The 19207-nt window shown below is 71.8% G+C and carries 14 protein-coding genes and 3 tRNA genes; 12 read left to right on the top strand and 5 right to left on the bottom strand.

Annotated features, from left to right (window positions below; genetic code table 11):
* Positions 1 to 162 precede the first annotated feature (162 nt).
* Positions 163 to 2013: a GMC oxidoreductase gene (locus ADX84_RS22395; RefSeq protein WP_049578791.1), complete on the bottom strand. Its 1851-nt coding sequence runs from the start codon at positions 2011 to 2013 to the stop codon at positions 163 to 165.
* A 217-nt stretch (positions 2014 to 2230) separates the two neighbouring features.
* Between ADX84_RS22395 and ADX84_RS22390 the strand changes: the two genes are divergently transcribed.
* Positions 2231 to 2878: a DUF6230 family protein gene (locus tag ADX84_RS22390; protein WP_049578789.1), complete on the top strand. Its 648-nt coding sequence runs from the start codon at positions 2231 to 2233 to the stop codon at positions 2876 to 2878.
* A 4-nt stretch (positions 2879 to 2882) separates the two neighbouring features.
* Positions 2883 to 4319: a DUF6114 domain-containing protein gene (locus ADX84_RS22385; protein ID WP_049578787.1), complete on the top strand. Its 1437-nt coding sequence runs from the start codon at positions 2883 to 2885 to the stop codon at positions 4317 to 4319.
* A gap of 156 nt (positions 4320 to 4475) precedes the next feature.
* On the opposite strand, the gene ADX84_RS22380 is transcribed toward ADX84_RS22385, so the two are convergent.
* A complete protein-coding gene (locus tag ADX84_RS22380) occupies positions 4476 to 6314 on the bottom strand; it encodes a UvrD-helicase domain-containing protein (RefSeq protein ID WP_049578785.1) in 1839 nt (612 codons plus the stop codon).
* Positions 6315 to 7530: 1216 nt separating this feature from the next.
* Between ADX84_RS22380 and ADX84_RS22375 the strand changes: the two genes are divergently transcribed.
* The 3 genes from ADX84_RS22375 to ADX84_RS22365 all read left to right on the top strand — a co-directional run bounded on the left by ADX84_RS22375 (position 7531) and on the right by ADX84_RS22365 (position 10428).
* Positions 7531 to 8175 carry a DUF1707 domain-containing protein gene (locus ADX84_RS22375; protein ID WP_049578781.1) on the top strand — a complete coding sequence of 215 codons (645 nt, stop codon included), beginning with the start codon at positions 7531 to 7533 and terminating at the stop codon, positions 8173 to 8175.
* A gap of 99 nt (positions 8176 to 8274) precedes the next feature.
* A complete protein-coding gene (locus tag ADX84_RS22370; RefSeq protein WP_049578779.1) occupies positions 8275 to 8937 on the top strand; it encodes a vancomycin high temperature exclusion protein in 663 nt (220 codons plus the stop codon).
* Between the two features lie 57 nt (positions 8938 to 8994).
* Entirely contained in the window at positions 8995 to 10428 is a 1434-nt protein-coding gene (locus tag ADX84_RS22365) for a hypothetical protein (RefSeq protein WP_049578777.1), read from the top strand.
* A 63-nt stretch (positions 10429 to 10491) separates the two neighbouring features.
* Here the strand turns inward: ADX84_RS22365 and ADX84_RS22360 are convergent, their stop codons facing one another.
* Entirely contained in the window at positions 10492 to 11205 is a 714-nt protein-coding gene (locus ADX84_RS22360; RefSeq protein ID WP_049578775.1) for a vancomycin high temperature exclusion protein, read from the bottom strand.
* A gap of 95 nt (positions 11206 to 11300) precedes the next feature.
* Between ADX84_RS22360 and ADX84_RS22355 the strand changes: the two genes are divergently transcribed.
* Positions 11301 to 12869 carry a DUF885 family protein gene (locus ADX84_RS22355; protein WP_049578772.1) on the top strand — a complete coding sequence of 523 codons (1569 nt, stop codon included), beginning with the start codon at positions 11301 to 11303 and terminating at the stop codon, positions 12867 to 12869.
* Between the two features lie 253 nt (positions 12870 to 13122).
* On the opposite strand, the gene ADX84_RS22350 is transcribed toward ADX84_RS22355, so the two are convergent.
* Together ADX84_RS22350 and ADX84_RS22345 are read right to left on the bottom strand one after the other, a co-directional pair.
* Positions 13123 to 14136, bottom strand: coding sequence for an N-acetylmuramic acid 6-phosphate etherase (locus tag ADX84_RS22350; RefSeq protein ID WP_199776670.1), 1014 nt, complete (start codon positions 14134 to 14136; stop codon positions 13123 to 13125).
* 10 nt (positions 14137 to 14146) lie between these two features.
* Complete coding sequence (locus tag ADX84_RS22345) at positions 14147 to 15127, bottom strand: MurR/RpiR family transcriptional regulator (protein WP_049578768.1); 981 nt, start codon at positions 15125 to 15127, stop codon at positions 14147 to 14149.
* A 202-nt stretch (positions 15128 to 15329) separates the two neighbouring features.
* Here ADX84_RS22345 and ADX84_RS27045 point away from each other — a divergent pair, with 202 nt between their 5' ends.
* The 6 genes from ADX84_RS27045 (at position 15330) to ADX84_RS22315 (ending at position 19078) form a co-directional block, all read left to right on the top strand.
* Positions 15330 to 17114, top strand: coding sequence for an AfsR/SARP family transcriptional regulator (locus ADX84_RS27045; protein WP_082206711.1), 1785 nt, complete (start codon positions 15330 to 15332; stop codon positions 17112 to 17114).
* A 197-nt stretch (positions 17115 to 17311) separates the two neighbouring features.
* Positions 17312 to 17497: a hypothetical protein gene (locus tag ADX84_RS22335; protein ID WP_049578766.1), complete on the top strand. Its 186-nt coding sequence runs from the start codon at positions 17312 to 17314 to the stop codon at positions 17495 to 17497.
* Positions 17498 to 17662: 165 nt separating this feature from the next.
* Positions 17663 to 17736: transfer RNA gene (locus ADX84_RS22330), tRNA-Lys, on the top strand.
* 198 nt (positions 17737 to 17934) lie between these two features.
* Positions 17935 to 18008 (top strand) — tRNA-Lys (locus tag ADX84_RS22325).
* A gap of 198 nt (positions 18009 to 18206) precedes the next feature.
* Positions 18207 to 18280 (top strand) — tRNA-Lys (locus tag ADX84_RS22320).
* A gap of 210 nt (positions 18281 to 18490) precedes the next feature.
* Positions 18491 to 19078, top strand: a complete 588-nt coding sequence (locus ADX84_RS22315) for a septum formation family protein (protein WP_049578764.1) — start codon at positions 18491 to 18493, stop codon at positions 19076 to 19078.
* Positions 19079 to 19207: the final 129 nt, after the last annotated feature.

Below are 19207 nucleotides of genomic sequence, written 5' to 3'. Positions count from 1 at the left end.
CCAGAGACTGCATGACCAGCCCGATGATGATCCGCTCGGACCAGCGCCGGTTGGCCCCACACCCGGACCGCCAGCCGGATCCCCACCATCCCCCTCCACACGAACCACGGGCCCGGACACCAGAGCAGGTGTCCGGGCCCGTTCGCGCACGGGGCCGGTCCGTCAGTCGTTGGCCTTCGCGGCTTCGGGAGCGGGGACGGTCGTGCCGTCGACCACGGTCAGGGGAAGCGACGTCGTGAAGCGCAGTTCGGCGAAGGCGCCGCTCGGGACCGCCGGGGTCTTCGGGAAGACCGGACGGACGCTCCGGTATCCCTCGCCCGACGCCGGGCGGGCGTCCTCCTCGCCCTTGTTCGGCCACATCGACATCGCCCGCTCGGCCTGGGCCGTGATGGTCAGGGACGGGTTCACGCCCAGGTTCGCGGTGACCGCCGAACCGTCCACCACGTGCAGGCCGGGGTGCCCGTAGAGCCGGTGGTAGGGATCGATGACCCCGGTCTCGGCGCTGTCGCCGATCGGGCAGCCGCCCAGGAAGTGGGCGGTCATCGGGATGTTGAAGATGTCCCCGACCGTGCCGCCCGCGTGGCCGTCGATCCGGTCGGCCAACCGGGTGGCCACCTCCTGACCCGCGGGGATCCAGGTCGGGTTGGGCTCGCCGTGGCCCTGCCGGGAGGTGAGCTTCCTCCTGCCGCCCAGCAACCCCCGCCTGACCGAGGTGGTCAGCGAGTTGTCCAGAGACTGCATGACCAGCCCGATGATGATCCGCTCGGACCAGCGCCGGTTGGAGAAGCTGCGCAGGAACACGGTCGGGTGGCGCGCGGCCAGGCCGAGGAAGCGCAGCCAGCGCGGGATGGAACCGCCGCCCGGAACCTGGATCGCGGTGAGCAGGCCCATCGCGTTGGAGCCCTTGCCGTAGCGGACGGGCTCGATGTGGGTGTTCGCGTCCGGGTGGATGGAGGAGGTGATCGCCACGCCGTGGGTGAGGTCCTCCGGCGGCGGCACCTGCTTGCTCATGGCGCCGACCAGCGCCTCGGAGTTGGTCCGGGTCAGGGTGCCCAGTTTCTCGGACAGCCGGGGGAGGAGCCCGTCGGAGCGCATCCGGTGCAGGAGGGACTGGGTGTTGTAGGTCCCGGCCGCGACCACGACCTGGCGGGCGGTGAAGGTCCGGGCGTTGGAGCGGCGCCTCGGTGCGCCGGTGCGCAGGGTGTCCACCGCGTAGCCGCCGCCCTGGGACTCGGGGCGCTCGCGCAGGCGTTCGACGGTGGTCAGCGGGTGTACCTCGGCGCCGCCGCGCTCCGCGAAGTGGAGGTAGTTCTCGGTGAGGGTGTTCTTGGCGCCGTGTCGGCAGCCGGTCATGCACTCACCGCACTCCGTGCAGGCCCGGCGGTCGGGGCCCGCGCCACCGAAGTAGGGGTCGCCGACGGACGCGCCGGGGGCCGCCTTGGCGCCGTCACCGTCCTGCCCGTCGCCGAAGCACACGCCGACCGGGGTGAGGCGGAAGGTGTCACCGACTCCCATCTCTTCGGCGACCGCCTTGAGGTGCACGTCCGAGGGGGTGACGGTGGGGTTGGTGCGGACGCCGAGCATGCGGCGGGCCTGGTCGTAGAAGGGCGCCAGCTCCGACTTCCAGTCGGTGATGTGGCGCCACTGCGGGTCCTCGAAGAAGGCGTCCATCGGGTGGTACAGCGTGTTCGCGTAGTTGAGCGAACCGCCGCCGACACCCGCTCCGGCCAGGATCATCACGTCCCGCAGGAGGTGGATGCGCTGGATTCCGTACAGTCCGGCGCCCGGGGCCCAGAGGAAGTTCCGCACGTCCCAGGATGACGACGGCAGGGTCTCGGGTGTGAATCGTCGGCCCGCCTCCAGGACGCCGACGCGGTAACCCTTCTCGGTGAGGCGTAGGGCACTGACCGACCCTCCGAAGCCGGAGCCGATCACCACCACGTCGTAGTCGAAGGGGTCCTGGGTGCGGTGCGGTGGTGCTTCGGCGGGGGCTTCCGTGCGCTGAGGGGACATGTCTCGGGTCTCTCTCCAGGTCGGATGCGGGGCCCGTATTGCGCCGGATACGAGTCCGCAACGATGAATGCGCCAACTAGAAATGTGACATTCGATATTGTAATGTTCGTCACTACCGCCGAGTAAGGTGTGTTCCATATAACACACGAGGCGTGCTTCGGCGCAAGTATCGCTCCCCCTCGCCGCTTCCCCCGGCGGCGGATCACTGGAGGTTCACATGCCCAAGGCCCCCGAAGAGGTGCCCGAGGCGCCGCAGGACGCGTCCGAACAGCACGAAGGCAGTGGTGGAACGCGCTGGCGCAGGTTCGCCCTCGTGGCCGTGCCGGGGTTCCTGGCGGCCGGCGTCCTCGGCGCGATGACCACCCAGGGCCTGCTCGCCGCCTCCTTCGCGGTCTCCGGGGACAGCTTCAAGATGTCCGCGGACTCACTCTCCGGAACCGGGTTCAGCCAGTACGGCGACGTCGCCAACTCGGTCGACGGCTCCGCCCGCGCCGTCGGCCTGTCCACCGTGAACAACGCCGAGCTGGAGAACCTGTGCATGTCCTCCCTGTGGGACCTGCCCATCGGTGAGGCCACCCTCGTCATCAACGCCGGGGCCAGCAACCCGGTCGAGGGCACCAACCTCGTCATCGACATCGAACAGCTCCAGGGCAACGCCGAGTTCGGTGCCATCGAGATCGGCCGGGACGCCAGCACTCTGGACAAGGCGGAGGGTGGTCAGGGGCCCACCGGTGGATTCGGTCTCCAGGCCGACACCATCACCGTCTCGGAGATGCGGATGACCACGTGGGCGGTGAGCTCCGGCTCGCTGCGCCTCACCGGGCTGAACCTGGCGATCAAGCCCGGCAACCACGAGTGCTTCTGAGCCCATGGCGCACGCACTGACGCTGATCCGCTCTGCGTGGGGATGGTTCCGTGGCTGGCGACGGAGCCGACCGTTCTGGGGCGGCTTCCTGCTCGTCGCGGCCGGGATCGAGCTGCTGGTCGCACCGGCCGCGCAGAGCCTGGTCCTGCCGATCGACCTGGTCATCTACGCGGGCATCGCCGGGGTCTACGGCCCCCTCATCGCGTTCCTGCTGATCTCGCTCGGCGTGCTGAGCTGGCTCCAGCCCGCGCAGCACGTGTTCTTCGGCCTGGTCGGGCTCATGCTCGCGCTCGTGTCGTTCCCGACCTCCAACTTCGGCGGGTTCGTGATCGGCATGCTGCTCGGCATCGTCGGCGGGTCCCTGGTGTTCGCGTGGTCCCCCGAGGTACGGCGACCTCCCCGTCGACGCCGGAGTGCCCGGCCGCCCGCGTCCGACGAGACCGGGGCCGACACCGAGGAGGACGAGGAGACCGATCCCCAGGGAACCGACGCCGACACCGCCACCGACACCGCCAGCGGGACCGAGGACACCGGGGCCCGTACAGAGGGGCCCGGCCGGGACCGCGCGCTGACCGAGACCGTCGACCGGACCGAACCGCGGGACCACCCGCGCTACCTGGCCGCCGTCGCCCTGCCCCTCGCCGCCGCCGTCACGATCGCCTCGGCGCCCGCCCCCACCCTGGGCTGGCCCTGGGACTGGCTGCTCCCCGGCGACGACAGGGAACAGACCGAGGAACAGCCCTCTGAGGAACCCTCGGACGAGCCCACCGAGCGGCCCGGCGGCACCGACCCCGGGGACGACCCCACGGAGGAGCCGGCCGACGAGGACTCCGAGACCGGCGACCCCGAGGACGGCACCGACGAGGAGGAAGAGGAGACCGAACCGGAGGAGGGCGACGCCGAGGACTGCGAGCCGCGCGTCGGCGAGGCCGCGCTCATCGAGGACGAGGAGGACCTCCTCGCGGCGGTGCTGGTCTGTCAGGCCGCCCGGGACGAGGGACTGTACCCGGAGGTCGTGGTGGACTCCGACTACGACTGCTTCCGGGGGTCGGTCCGGGACTCCGGCCTCACCGCCGACAGCCTCGCCATGTACGGCGCCCGCTACCGGGGCGTCGTGGAGTGCCCCACCGAGGACGGGCCCCAGCGCTACATCCGCCTCACCATGAGCAGCGGCGACGTCCGGGGCGGCGAGCTGTGGTTCGACGACCTCGGCACCCGCCGGAGCCTCGGGCTGCCCACCATGAACATGACCGGGGACGTGGAGATGCACGTGACCCGCATGCACATCCGGCTGCTCGGCATTCCGCTGACCTTCACGCCGGACTTCCCCCCACCGCTCCTGCTCCCGGTCATGTACCTCACCGACGTGGACGTGGACAACCCGATGGCCTACACCGACACGATGACCATCCCCGACCTGAACGGCCGGTACGGCGGCTAGCCGCCCCGGTCGGGACGAGGGGACCGGCAGCGCCCGACGGGGGCGCCGCGACCGCGGCGCCCCCGTTCCCGTGCGCCCCGAAGGGCGGGTCACCCACCGGGGGCGCCCGCCCGTTCAGGGCCTCAGCGGCGGAGGATCAGCTGACCGGCCCCCGGTTCACCAGTTCTCCGAGATCAGACGGCTGGGCTGGCCCACGTGCGACACGTAGAGGGCGTCGCGGGCCCGGGTGCAGGCCACGAACAACAGAGTGCGCTCCTGCTGGCGGGCGTGCTCCAGGGCCACCTGGTCGCCGTCGGCCGCCTCCAGCGCGGCCTTGGGCGGAAGCAGGTGGTCACTCACGCCGACCAGCGCGACACAGCGGAACTCCTGGCCCTTCATCCCGTGCATCGTGCCGACCCGGACCGCGGAGGTGTCGGCGGCTCCCTCCAACGGGGTGGTCCGCACGCCACGGGCCTCCAGTTCCTTGGTCACACCGCGCACGACCCACTGGTTGCGACCGGCCACGGCGATCTCGGAGGGGTTCACCCCGGCCTCCAGCCACACCCGCACCCACTCGCCCAGGGCGTCGAGCTCCTCGGTGCGGTTCTCACAGCCGCGCACCACCGGGGCGGGGCCGCGCAGCAGCGAACGGTAACCGGCCAGGGTGTCGGCGTCGTCGTCCATCCCCAGGGCCGACCGTCGGCCCAGGATCGGCATGCTCCAGTCCAGGATCTCCTGGGTCACCCGGTAGCTGACCCGCAGCCGATGGCCCCGGCCGCGCACGTTGATCCCCAACGAGGCCAGTGACACCCGGTTGTCGGAGACCCGCTGGTTCGGGTCGCCCACGATGAACAGGTCGTCGGGGCCCTCCGGGACGGCGGCGCGCAGCATCCGCCACTGCGCCGGGTGCAGGTCCTGGGCCTCGTCGACCACCACGTGCCGGTACAGCGGACCGGAGCGGCCCACCAGGCGGGCGGCCTCACCGGCCAGCTGCGGGAAGGACCACAGGCCCTCCACGCGCATCGCGCCCACGTAGCGCCGGACCGTCTCCCACACCTGCCGCCGGTGCTCGGGCGCCAGGTGCTGGACCCGGCCGCTGCGCTCGCAGCGAATGTAGTCGGGGAGCAGCTCGAGGCCCTTGGCCAGGATCACCTGCTCCCACTCGTCCACGAGGAAGCGCCCGGAGAAGGGGAGGCCGTCGGCGAGCGCCACCGCCCGCCAGCGCTGGGCCAGCTCGTCCCGGCTCGCCATGCGCGGGGCCACGCTGGTGTGTGACTGGACGATCGACCGGGCCAGGCTGTCGATGGTGGCGACCCTGACCCGGGAACGCGTGCCCGGATCGGGGAGCAGCTGGTCGAGTCGCTCGGACAGGGACTGGGCCAGGGCTCGGTTGTAGGAGGTGAGCAGGATCGACTCGCGCTGGTCCTCGGGGTGGGCGGCGGCGTCCAGCTCGGCCAGGTGGGCCGCGCGGTAGAGGGCCATGACGGTCTTGCCGGTCCCGGGGCCGCCGGTGACCTGAGCCGATCCCCTGAAGTGGGCCTCGGTGACCCGGTGCTGGTCCGGGTGCAGGGTGATCCGCCACTGGGAGAACGGTGAGCCGAGCGCCCCGGCGAGTTCGGGCGGGCCGACGGGGGTGGGGTCGACGCCCACGGCTCCGACCTCGGTGAGGCTGGCGGGGGCGTGCGGGCGCAGGCTCCGGGCGTAGCGCAGGGCCTCGTCGCGCGGGCGCACGGTGAGCAGCCGGTAGGTGGTGTCGTCGGCATCGGCGTCGGTGCCGGTGCCGGTGTCCTCGGTCGGTTCGGTCCCGGCGTCGGGGTCGGGGACGATGACGCCGGACCAGTCGGGGGCGATGCTGACGACCCGGACCCGGGGGTCGGCGGCGCCCGGGACGGACTCCGTTCCCGGGTGGTCACCGGCCTGGTAGGCGCGCATCACGGCCAGGGTGTCGAGCTGGACCTCGGGCGTGAGGCGGCTGAAGTCGCTGAGAAACGTCGGGGCGATCGCAAGGGCGGACACGTGGTGGATTCCTCCGGTCTTCGACCTGGTGGTGGCTCTGGTGGACGGTCGGAGCGGATGGTGTCGTTCGAGGAAGCCGGTGGGCTTCGCTCTCACCTGAGACATGCTCGCGGCGGAATTTGGGCAAACGCCGCCTGAGGGCGGATTCACGACCGCTTTCCGGGAGGCCTGGGTCGTCTCGTACATGCAGGTCAGATAGGTGTTTGCGTAAGGGAGTTCGATGGCTTTCCGGAACCTCTGCGTGGCTGTCGAAGTGGCCTCGGCTGACCTGCGATTCCTCGACGGTGAGCGATGTCCGAAAGTGGGGTTGTGTAGTGGTCCGAAACCCGTGATCCGAGAGCGTGCTTCGCTGTTCCCCCTGGGGAGGGTTGGAGGCGTGGGAGTGGTCGGATGCGCGAGAACAGGGTGACCGAAAACCGGAATGGGCCAGAGGAGGGAAGAGTCCGTCAAACATGAGAGGTCGACGGCCTCGGGCTCACACTCTGGCCGGTATCGGACACTCTCTGTGCGGAGGACCGTGCGGTGCGAGATCGTGTACGGACCCGGGGCGCACAACGCGTGGTTCAGGACTCTGCCGGGGTCCGTCCTACCCCGGCAGAGTCCTCAACCACCCGGAGGGCGAGGTCGTCGGCCCGCGCAGCGTGTGCGGCCGCCGACCGCTCCGGTGAGCGGGGACCCCAACCACCACTAGAGAAGCGGTACCCCGTCCCCGGCCTCCCCAAAGCCCTGGCAGCGCCGAAAGCCGGACTGCGGCGAAGGCCTCGGACATCGAGGTGACGGACCGGTTTCCTCCCGGGATGCTTCGCGCACCTGATCCCTTCCTCCTCCCGTCGCGGTCGGGCCCGAGCACCGCTCGCCCCGTCTCCCGGGCCCCGGGGTGTCCCCCCGCCCGTGCGCTTGCTCCCCATGGCATCCCCCTCCTCGCGGGCCAGCGCCGGTCCGGCCGTGCCCGCCGCTCCGGGACGAGGCCCACGACGACGGGACTCCGTGCGCTCGCCGGGCTCCACGTGGCACCTCCTCCAACAGTCGGCCCGGTCAACCACCCGGCGTCCTGGAACTCCGAGACGCATCCTGCCGCCCGGGTGTGACATTCCGACCCCCACGCGTGACCACCCAGGCCCGAGCGCCGCGGTCACGCCGTCCACTGAGGCGCGGAGCGCGGAGCATGCTCTAACGTTGGTGGTGACAAACCGGGCGGAAGGAGCGGGACGAGCACGTGGCCCCCAACGACAAGAACCACCTGCGTATCTCGGACACCGAACGCGACCAGGTCGCCGAGATCCTGCGCGAGGCCGCGGGCGAGGGACGGCTGGGCCTTGATGAGCTGGACGAACGCCTCGACGCCGTCTACACAGCCAAGACCTACGCCGACATCCAGCCGATCGTGGCCGACCTGCCCGCCGGGGCCGGCGGCTTCGGCGGCCCCGCGCCCGCCGGACCGAGCCGCCCCGGCGCGCTCACACCCCAGGTCCCGAGCCCGCCCTCCTCGGGAGGGCAGACGCTGTACCTCACGGGCCAGGGCGACTCCGTCGTGCGCAAGAAGGAGTGGACCGTTCCGCAACGGGTCGAGGTGAACGTGCGGTTCGGCGAGGCCAAACTCGACTTCCGTGAGGCCCGCCTGACCGCACCCGTCACGGAGATCTGGCTGGACGTCTCCTGGGGCTCCGGAGACCTGATCATCCCCGAGGGCGCCACGGCCGAGGTCAACCTCGAGACCTCGTGGTTCGGCAGTCAGCGTTCGGACGTCGACTCCATCGCCCGCCACGGCGCCCCGCACTTCGTCATCACCGGCAAGAACCAGGGCGGCAGTCTCAAGGTGCGTCACAAGAGGTCAGGCGGCTGGACCGACATCTTCGGGTGACCCGGGAGCCCCGACACCCGGGCCGCCCGCCCCCGCCGTGCGCCATGATGGTGTGGCCGCGCGGCAGGGGCCGTGCGGGGAGCGGGAGGACTCGGGGCTGTGGGCATCTGGATCGCGGCGAGCCTGGCGGGCGTGTGTGCCCTCGCACTGGCACCCTTCGCCTGGACCTACCTCGCGAGCGCGCGCCGACGGCGCACCGTCGACTCCGTGCCGCACCGGCCCGTCGCGGTGGTGCTCGGCGCCGCGGCCTGGTCCGACGGCCCCTCCCCGCTGCTCGCCCGCCGCCTGGACCTCGCCGTCCGACTGGTGGAGGCCGGGAGGGTCGACCGCGTCATCGTCTCCGGAGACAACCGCGAGGTCTCCCGCTGCGAGACCGACACCATGACCGACTACCTCGTGGCCCAAGGGGTCCCCGCCGACCTGGTGACGGCCGACCCGTTCGGCTACCGCACCTGGGACACCTGCGTGCGGATGCGCGGGCTCTACGGCGTGGACGCCGCGACCATGGTCACGCAGTCCTTCCACCTCCCGCGCACCGTCTCCCTGGCACGCGCCGCCGGGATCGACGCCGTGGGAGTGGGCGATCCCAGCCTCGGGGCGCGCCGCCGGTCCACGCTCATCGGCTACGCGCGTGAGGTCGGCGCCGCGGGCAAGGCCCTGAAGGACGCCGTACTGCGCCCCGAACCCCTCCACGGTGAGCTCACAGACTCGGACCCCCAGGCTCCCCGCGCACACGGCGAGGAGTTCCCCGGCAGCCGGTGACAAGCACGACTCCGGGCGCCGATTCGCGCGCGGGCGCCAAGCCGGGATAATCGGCACATGAACGCGACCACCGGAAACGAACCACACGACAACACGGCGGACACGGACTGGGCCGCTCTGGTCCCCGAGGGCGGTGAGCGCGTCCCCGAGCTGCTCGAACAGGTCGCGGTCAGCGACAGCGCCCTGTCCGACCTCCACGACCTCATCCACTTCCCCGCCCCCGGCCACCGGGCCGCCCCCAAGGTCGTGGACCGTCTGGTCGACATCGCGACCGCCGAGGAGACCCTGCCCACCGACCGGTGGCGCCCCCTGAGCCTTCTCCTCGAACTCGTCAGCGCCCACGCGGAGGACCGCTTCCCCCAGCACCGTGACCTCGACCAGTGGCGCGACGAGGTGGCCTGGGCCGTCTCCAACGACGCCGCGAAGGTCCGCGAACAGTACCGCGCCTGGATGGAGGAGGCCCCCGACGAGCAGCACTTCCACCGGATGCGCAACCGCCTGGCCGTGATGGAGGCCGACGACGGCGCCGAGCTGCTCCTGGCCGAACTGAACACCTACGAGGCGGTCCTGGCCCGGGTCCCCGACCTGGTCACCCTCCTCCAGGGCGGCACCAACCGCGGCGGCCTCGACCGCGCGGGGGAGTGGGTCAGCTACCTGTTGGGCTTCCTCCCCGCCGAGGCCGAGCGGATCTCCGCCGAGATCACCGGCGCCTCCCAGATGCTCCTCGCCAAGGACCTGCGCCCCGCACCCAAGGCCCCCACGTCGATGCGCGAGATCATGACGCAGGGCCTCGACAGCGGCGAGCCGCTGCCCGCCGAGCTGTTCGCCCTCGGTCAGGTCGCGGACCCGGGGGACGTGGACACCACCATCGGCCTCACCCACCAGATGGCCGGCGGCAACCTGTACAACTCCTTCGCCGCCTCCGTGGCGCTGGTGCTGATCCACGGGGAGAACACCCCCAGGGAGGGGCTGCGCCGCGTCGGTCGCGGCGGCGGCACGACCCTGGGCTACGAGGGCCTTTTCAACGAGTCGTGGCCGCACTGCGGACAGCGTTCCCCCCAGGTCCTGGGCTTCCTGGCGCTGGGTCGCGCCGGTGACCGCGCCCGTCGCCTGCGCCTGGACATCCTGTCCGGCCTGCTCAAGGGTGAGGACGAGTCCCGTGCCCTGGTCACCGGGGCCGGTCTGGAGCTGGTCCTGGGCCCGCGCTCCAAGGGGTACACCGTTGAGGAGCACGCCCAGGCCGACTACGACGAGGAGACCCTGAAGGTCCTGTGGGCCATCGCGGAGCTGCCCGCATCGGCGTGGGAGGACGAGGAGTTCACGCAGACCCTGCGCGCCTGGGCGCTGCCCGACAACGCGGAGGAGTACTGCGCCCTGGTCGGCGTGGAGCCCGAGCCCGAGGCGGAGGAGCCGCAGGAGGCCGCGCCGCAGCAGCAGGCCCCGGAGGCCCCCACCGGCCTGTTCGGTCGACTCTTCGGCGGGGGCCGCTGAGCCCGACCCCGTCGAGCCACGGCCGCCGAACCCGCTCCCGGACACCGGGAGCGGGTTCGCGTCTCAGGGGGTGGACTCCAGGGCGAGGGCGTCGTCCACCCCGGTCTCGTAGTCGCCGAGGAAGCGGGGGTCGGGCCGCAGGACCACGGTGCCCAGGGCCGCCACCGCCGCCGGAACCTCGCGGGCCCAGCCGTAGACCGTGGCGAAGGCGCGCTGGTCCATGCTGGCCCCGCCCACACCGACCGTGTCGATACCCGCCGCGCGGCACAGGCGCACGGCGCGCGGCAGATGGAACTCCTGGGTGACGACCGTGGCCTCCTCCACACCGAACACCTCTCTGGCCCGGGCGCAGGAGTCCCAGGTGGAGAACCCGGCGTGGTCACCCACCACCCTGTCCTCCGGGACGCCGGCCGCCACGAGGTGGTCGCGCATCGTGTCGGTCTCGTTGTAGTGCTCGACCCCGTTGTCGCCGGTCACCAGGACCGCCTGGACGCTCCCGGCCTCGTAGAGCTCCACAGCCAGGTCGAGCCGCTGGGCCAACAGGTAGCTCGGCAGGCCGTCGGGACGGACTCCGGCGCCCAGGACGATGGCCACGGGCCGCTCGGGCACGGAGTCGACGGAGTGCCGCTGGTTACCGGTGGAGGTCAGCACCCACAGGAACGGGACACACCCCAGCAGCACCAGGGAGACGGCCAGCAGCGCCAGGCGGCGCCGGAGCCGCCTTCCGCTGTCCGGATCGCTGTTCTCGGCGGGGCTGGGTGTCGCGGAGGTCGTCACACCAGGGGAGACGCACGGCGGACGAACGGAGTTCCGGAACCGCGTCCCCGGAAACCCACCTGTGGGAGACCGGACGTGCGGGTTAGAGTCGCCGCATGTCCGAACAGTCGCACGAACCCCACGACGAACTCCTCCCGAGACTGCGGGCCATCGCCGACCTCATGCCCGCGTCCCTGCGCGAGGGCGCGGGGATGCACGAGTACGACGGCAGGGCCGCAGACCTCTCCCCGGACGGGGTGAGCGCCGCCCTGGCCCGGCTCGGCGGAGAGCCCTTGGATGACCCCTACGACGAGGCCCACCTGACCGCCTTCGAGAACGGTCTCCGCCACGAACTGGGCGAACTCGAGACGCACCGCACCAACCCGCTCCACCACGTGGGCGAGATGGACCTGTCCAGCTACGAACGCGCGTACGCCCCCGAGGCCGAACGCTTCGCCGCGCGGATCGAGCACCTGCGTCTGTGGCCGACCCTGGCTGACAACGCCGTCGCCGCCCTGGACCGGCTCAGCGCTCCCGTCGCCCGGTCCCTGCTCGGGCCGGTCCGGGGCCTGGCCGACCTCCCCGACGGCCTCCCCGAGGACGCGCGCCGCGACGCCCTGGCCGCGCACGCGCGCCTGCTCACCCACGTCGAGCACGCGGCGGAACACGGCCCGGAGAGCGCGTCGCTGGGAGCCGAGGCGCTGAGTCGCCTGATGGGCGTCGGAGAGGCCATGGAGGTCGACCTCGACTCCCTGGCGTCCCGGGCCGACGCCGAACGCGACCGTCTGCGCGCCGGACTCGCCGAGGCCACCGCGCGGCTGGCCCCCGGCCGCGACCCGATGGAGTTCAGCCGGGAACTCACCGGCCAGCACCCCGACGCCGAGGGCGTCCTGGACGCCGCCCGCACATGGACCCGGATCTGCCTCGACTTCACCGAGGAGCGCCAGCTGGCCCCCTTCAACGACGGTGAGTGCAGGATCGACGTGCCGCCGCCCGCGCTCCGCTGGGGCACCGCGATGATGGCCTGGTCCGGCCCATGGGAGACGGACAACCCGTCCTTCTACTACGTCACCCCGCCCGACCCGGAACTGTCGGAGCGGGAGGCCGCCGAGTGGCTGGAGCAGTTCAGCCACACCACCCTGCCCGCCGTGAGCGTCCACGAGGTCGCGCCCGGCCACTTCTCCCACGGCCGCGCCCTGCGCCGCGCACCGAGCCAGGTCCGCCGGGCCCTGCACTCCATGACCTTCGCCGAGGGCTGGGCCCACTACGCCGAGGAGATGTGCCTGGAGGAGGGGTTCGGCGCGTACGCCGCCGAGCGGCTCGGCGACCCCGGATGGACCGCCGACCACTACGAGATCGGTGTGTGGCTGGAGGCGCTCATCCGCGTCACCCGGCTCTCCGTGGCCATCGGCATGCACACCGGAACGATGACGGTGGAGCAGGCGGCCGCGCGCTTCTCCCAGGACACCCCGTTGCAGGGACCGGCGGCGCTCTCCGAGGCCGGACGGGCCACCTTCGACCCCACGTACGGCCGCTACACCTGGGGCAAACTGGAGATCATGGCGCTGCGAGAGCGCGCGAGGGAGCAGTGGGGGAGCGGGTTCTCGCTGCCCCGTTTCCACCGCGCGCTGCTCCAGCTGGGCTCGCCGCCCCTGGGCCTGATCGGCGCCGCCCTGGACGGCTGAAACCGGCCCCGGCCCGTGGACACCGCACCCGGTGCCCACGGGCCCGAACCCGCCGACCCGCCCCCGCGAGCGCGGGGCACGGGGCAACCATCCTGAACCGCGCGCGTTGACGCCCGCTCCTTCCCCGCAAGTACGGGGCGTACGGGGCCACCGAGCGCGTACCGGCCCTCGTCGTTCGCTCCACCCTCGCGTTCGCGGGTCCCACACTCGACGAACCGGGTGACGCGGACGCCGTGGATCGGGCTTCCGCGACCTAGGCTCCGGGGGTCTCCTGGCCGGGCAGGCCCAGGTTCGCCAGTGCGGTCCGCACCCGGCCGCGAGCCTTCTCCAGGGACCTCGCGGCCGTGGTGGCGTCCACCTCGGCCAACAACGACACCAGGGCCACCCGCGTGTCGCCCTCGGCCTCGGAGAGGGCTCCGGCGCACGCCTCCTCGGTCAGACCGGTCGCCTCCACCAGGATGGTCACCACGCGTCCGCGCAGCTTGCCGTTGGTGGCGTCCACGCCCACCATCAGGTTCGAGTAGGTCCGCCCGATCCGCACCATCACGGCGGTCGAGAAGGCGTTGAGGAGCAGCTTCTGTGCGGTTCCCGCCTTCATCCGGGTCGAACCGGCGATCACCTCGGCACCGGTGGACACCCCCACGTGCACGTCGGCACCGGAGGCCAGGGGGGCGTCCGGGTTCGCGCTGATCAGCACCGTTGCGGCCGACCGCTCACGGGCCGCCTCCAGGGCACCGCCCACGTACGGGGTGCGGCCGCTGGCGGCCAGACCCACCACGAGGGAACCCGGCGCGACGGCCGCGGCGTCGATCCGGCCGGACTCCCAGTCGTCCTCGATCCCCTCCACGGCGCGCACGAGGGCCTCACCGCCGCCCGCGTGGTGGGCCACCACCCACTCCGGGGGGACACCGTAGGTCGGGGGCAGCTCGGCGGCGTCCATCGCCGCGATCCGTCCCGAGGTGCCCGCGCCGAAGTAGTGGATGCCCGCGCCGCGCTCCAGAGCCGCCACCCCCAGCTCCACGGCCCGGGCCAGCTCCGGCAGCACCGTGGCCACCGCGGCCGCGACGGTGGTGTCCTCCGCGTTGATCTGCCGCAGCACGTCCAACGCGGGAAGCAGGTCGATGTCGTAGGTTCCCGAGTTGCGGGCCTCGGTGGGCGCCCGCACGATCACGGCCTCACCGTTGGGTGCCCGCCCGTCTGATCCTCCGGAGTTCCCGGGGTCCTGCTCCGTGCCAGCGTGCACTGCGCTCTCCTGTTCGGCCCGCACCCTCTGCGGGTCAGTCGTCGTTTCCAGCGGGGGTGTTCCTCGTGGCGGACGCGTCGTTGCGCCGTCGTCTGCGGTCGTCACTCAGGCGAAGACCGCGGACCGCCTCGTAGGTGGTCTCCAGGGCCGACCTGCTGTCCGTGTAGCGGATCTGGGCCAACCCGACGAACAGGCAGTCCACCACCGTCAGCTGGGCCAGCCTGGAGGCCGTGGCCCCCGAACGGAACATGGTCTCCCTGGCCGCCGTGGTCAGCACGTGGTCGGCGAAACCGATCGGAGACCGGGGGAAGTTGGTGATCGCCACCGTCCGGGCGCCGCGTCTGCCCGCCTCGGTCAGCGCCTCCACGGTGTCGATGGTGGTCCCGCTGTGCGAGATGCCGATCGCGACGTCGCTCGCCTCGAGGAGGGCCGCGCTGGTCAGCATCACGTGCGCGTCCGACCAGGCGAACGAGGTCAGCCCGATCCGGTGCAGCTTCTGCTGGAGGTCCGCGCCGACGAACGCGCTCGCGCCCACTCCGTAGACGTCGATCCGGCGCGCGTTCGACATGGCGTCGATGACCGCGCGCAGCACCTCCACGTCCATGGCGGCGCCGGTCTCCTCGACGGCGCGCGCGTCGGTGTAGGCGATCTTCTGCACGACGGTGACGAGGGTGTCGTCGGGGTTGATGTCACTGGCCAGCTCGGCGGTGTTGCCGCGCGCGCCCCGGGCCTGCCCGGCCTCGGTGGCCAGCGCCAGGCGCAGCTCGCGGTAGCCGCTGAAGTCGATCGTGCGGCAGAACCGGATGACCGTGGCCTCCGAGGTCGCGCAGTCCTTGGCCAGCTGGGTGATGGAGGACGCGGCGGCGCGTTCGGGGTCGTCGACGACCCGCTGGGCCACTCGTTGCTCGGCCGGGGCCAACGAGGGGAGCAACGACCTGATCCGCAGGACCGTCGTGGGGACCGGCGGTGGTGGGACGTCGCCACGGCCGCCAGACGGCTTCGGGATTTGCGCCATGGAGGAAAGTTTCTTTCGGTCGTGGTGCAGAGTCAACGCACTGACGGGAAAAACCGGGAGATTCAAGGATTTCAAGGGACGGGCCGTGCGGCAAGTGCACCCCTTCTGATTGCGGTATCCCAGCTCGGACGGCACCCTTGGAAGCGAGGCGGCACGTTCCCACCCAACACACCCGTGTCCGCCTCACAGGGGGGATGAAGCCGTGCCGCTGTACGACCCGCCAGAGGTACGCGGCGCGGCGACCGTCGATCCCCGGAACCCGCCCGAGCCCGCCGCCCACGGGCTCCACGTCAGTCTCCTCGGCCGCTTCTGCGTCCAGGTCGACGGCGCCGCGCTGAGACTGCGCGGCGACCGCCGCCGCGCCCTCCTCGCCACCCTGATGCTCAACGCGGGCCGGACCGTGTCCACCGACGAACTCATCGAACGGGTCTGGGACACCCCGGGCCAGGCGGCCAAGGGCGCGCTCCAGGTCCACGTGGCCCGCGCACGCGCCCTCCTCGAACCCCTCCTGGGCACGCCGCTCATCCGGGGAGCGGACGGCGGGTACCGGATCGACCTCGACGAGCACCGTTCGGACCTCCTGCTCTTTCGCGCCCTGGCCCGACAGGCCGAGCTCGCCGCCGCGCGGGGCGAGGCCGACACGCACGCGGACCTCCTGCGCCGGGCCCTGGCCCTGTGGAGCGGCCCGGTCCTGAGCGACGTCACCGCGCCCCTCCTGCACGCCCGGGACGTGCCCGGACTGAACGAGGAACTCCTGCGCGTGGCCGAGCGGGGGTTCGACGCCGCCCTGGCCCGGGGCGAGCACGAACACGTCGCCGCTCGCATCGGCTCCCTCGTGGCCGACCACCCCGAACGCGAACCCCTCATCCGGGCCCAGATGATCGCCCTCTACCGGTCCGGCCGCCAGAGCGAGGCGCTGCGCGTCTACGCCAGGGCCCGGAGCGTGCTGTCCGAGCGTCTGGGCGCCGACCCCGGGCGCGAACTCCAGGAGACCTTCCACGGCATCCTGCGCGGCGACCTCGACTCCCGGCTCGGCACCCGCCCGGTGGCCGGTGGTCCGGTGGTCGGCGCCGCCACAGGCACCCTCGTGCCGCGCCCGCGCACCCACAACGAGACCCGGCCCTGCGCCGCCCGCCGCACCGCCCGGCCCGGCCCGGGACTCGTGCCCGCCGAACTCCCCTCCGCCCCCCGCACCCTGGTCGGCCGGTCCGGCGCACTGGCCGAGCTCGACCGCCTCGTCGACCCCTGCTCGCAGGTGCCCGGCAGCGTCCTGGTCCGGGGGCCGGCCGGTGCGGGGAGCAGCGCCCTGGCCGTGCGCTGGGCGCACTCGGTGGCGGCGCACTTCCCGGACGGGCAGCTGTACGTGAACCTGCGCGCCCCCGACGGCAGTCCGCGCCAGCCGGGGGAGGTCCTGCGCCGCCTGGTCCGTTCGCTGTCCGCCGGGAGGGTGGACGCCGGAGGGCCGGACGGACCCGCACCCGAACCCGACGAGGTAGCCGCCCGGGCCCGTTCCCTGATGGCGGGGCGCCGGGTGCTGATCCTGCTGGACAACGCCGCCACCGCGCACCAGGTGCGGCCCCTGCTGCCGGGCGGTCAGGGGAGCTGCGCCGTCGTGGCCAGCCGCAGCTGGCTCACCGACCTCCTGGTCCGGGACGGTCTGCGCGCCCTGCCGGTGGACGCCCTGCCGGAGGAGCACGCGGTCATCCTGCTGCGCTCGCTGCTGGGCCCCGATCGTTGTACGCCGCAGGCGCTGCGACGCGTGGCCGAGCTGGCGGGCTGTCTCCCGCTGTCCCTGCGGATGGCGGTGGCCTGGTTGGACGCCCACCCGGAACGGTCCGCGTCGGAGCTGGTGCGTCTGGTGGAGAGGGAGGACCCGGCGCACGCGGTCTCGCCCACGGCCCGGATGGCCGCGGTCCTGCGCGCCGGGCCCCTGGGGGCGGGCACGGTCGCAGGGAAGTACCGACCGGGTCCGGAACCCCGGGCCTGAGTCTGGGCGATCCGTCTTACGGTCGGCTTTCATCCAGGCGAAGTCCTCGGACACGGATCGGAGGGCGGAGACGGCCGTTGGTGACCTGCGCCTTTCGAAAAGTGCGGGTTTCGGTCATCCCAAGAGAGGGTTGTGAGATCGACCGGATCTTGCTCAAGGGGTGCTCAGCGGTCAGATGAGTCGCTAGTGTCAAGGCCATGACGCAGAACAACGATCCCAACCTGGACCCGGCGGGAACCACCCAGCACTTCCGCCGTTTCGTCGACGACAACCCCGAGCCCGAGGAGGCTCCGCGCCGCCCGATCCTGCCGCTGGTACTCGCCGGCGTCGGTGTCGCCCTGACCGTCGGCATCATCGTCGCCCTGTTCGTGGCCTTCTTCTAGTCGGAGCGGTACGAACCGTGCCCGGTGGGTTCGCCCTTCCGGGCCAGGGCCGCGATGTGACGGGGCCGACCAGGGGTCGGTCCGGAACCGGTTCGCGGCCACCCCGTGGTCCTGCTAGAGTTAACTCGTTGCCGCAGAGAGCCGTGAGGCCCGAAGCGGAGACCGGCGTCATTAGCTCAGTTGGTTAGAGCAGCTGACTCTTAATCAGCGGGTCCGGGGTTCGAGTCCCTGATGACGCACAGCGAAGGGTCCTGGTGGGTGGAGTTCGTCTCCACCGGCCAGGGCCCTTTTCCGTGTGCCCGGTGAGGTCGTGGGCCGATCGCGGGGTCTCCTTCGTGTTCTGGGGCACATCGGCCCGTTCCGGCCCCGGGCGCTCCAAAGTTCGGGTAGAGTTAACTTGTTGCCGCAGAGAGCCGCGAGGTTCGAAGCGGAGACCGGCGTCATTAGCTCAGTTGGTTAGAGCAGCTGACTCTTAATCAGCGGGTCCGGGGTTCGAGTCCCTGATGACGCACAGCGAAGGGTCCTGGTGGGTGGAGTTCGTCTCCACCGGCCAGGGCCCTTTTCCGTGTGCCCGGTGAGGTCGTGGGCCGATCGCGGGGTCTCCTTCGTGTTCTGGGGCACATCGGCCCGTTCCGGCCCCGGGCGCTCCAAAGTTCGGGTAGAGTTAACTTGTTGCCGCAGAGAGCCGCGAGGTTCGAAGCGGAGACCGGCGTCATTAGCTCAGTTGGTTAGAGCAGCTGACTCTTAATCAGCGGGTCCGGGGTTCGAGTCCCTGATGACGCACAGCGAAGGGTCCTGGTGGGTGGAGTTCGTCTCCACCGGCCAGGGCCCTTTTCCGTGTGCCCGCGCCCCCTCCCGCCCCTGGTCAGGGCGGACTCCGCGGAAACGAACTCCCGAATCAGTCGAAACCTTCTCACCTCGGGACGCGTCTGGATAGGTACCGCCGATACCCCTCCCGAGTCGGTGGGCAACCAGATACCCCGTGGAGTCGTCATGTTGTCCGAAGCGCGCCGCCCCCTGCTTGGCCGAGTCGCCCTCGCGGCCCTGGCCACCGGCGCCGCCCTGTCGCTGTCCGGTTGCGGCCTGCCGCTCCTGCCGCCCGCCCTGTCCGGGGGCAGTGACGAACCCGGCGAGTCGATCGACCCCGAGGCCGCGGAGGAGTCCGAGTACGACGAGGAGACCGAGACCGAGGAGCCCCTCGGCGCCGAGGACCAGGACGTCAGCGCCCTGGCGGTGGGTGACTGCCTGAACGAGATGGAGGTCGAGTACGACGACTCCGTCAGCACGGCGCCGATCGTCGACTGCTCCGAGTCCCACGACCTGGAGGTCTACCACGGCGGCTTCCTGGACAGCGATCTCGACTACCCGGGCCGCGACGAGGTCATCGAGATGGTCGACGAGAACTGCTACGACGCCTTCCCGGCCTTCGTCGGCACCGCCTACGAGGAGTCGGTCCTGGACATCCAGAGCCTCTTCCCGATGGAGGAGGGCTGGGAGATGGGTGACCGCGAGTACCTCTGCCTCATCGGCCAGATGGACGGTTCCCAGACCACCGGCACCCTCGCGCAGTCCAACCTGTAGGCGGGGCCCGGCGTGACCGGGCCCGGCCCGGAACGTGAACGAAGGCCCGCGCCGCAGACCGGCGCGGGCCTTCCTCATGCCGGTGGGGTCACGGGGCGGGGGTCGACGCCCGGGTTCGAGTGGGGGAGG

This window comes from Nocardiopsis sp. SBT366 (assembly GCF_001083815.1).
GTDB lineage: Bacteria > Actinomycetota > Actinomycetes > Streptosporangiales > Streptosporangiaceae > Nocardiopsis > Nocardiopsis prasina.
Note: the sequence above shows the minus strand (reverse complement) of the source record. Positions and strands in the feature narration are given on the sequence as shown.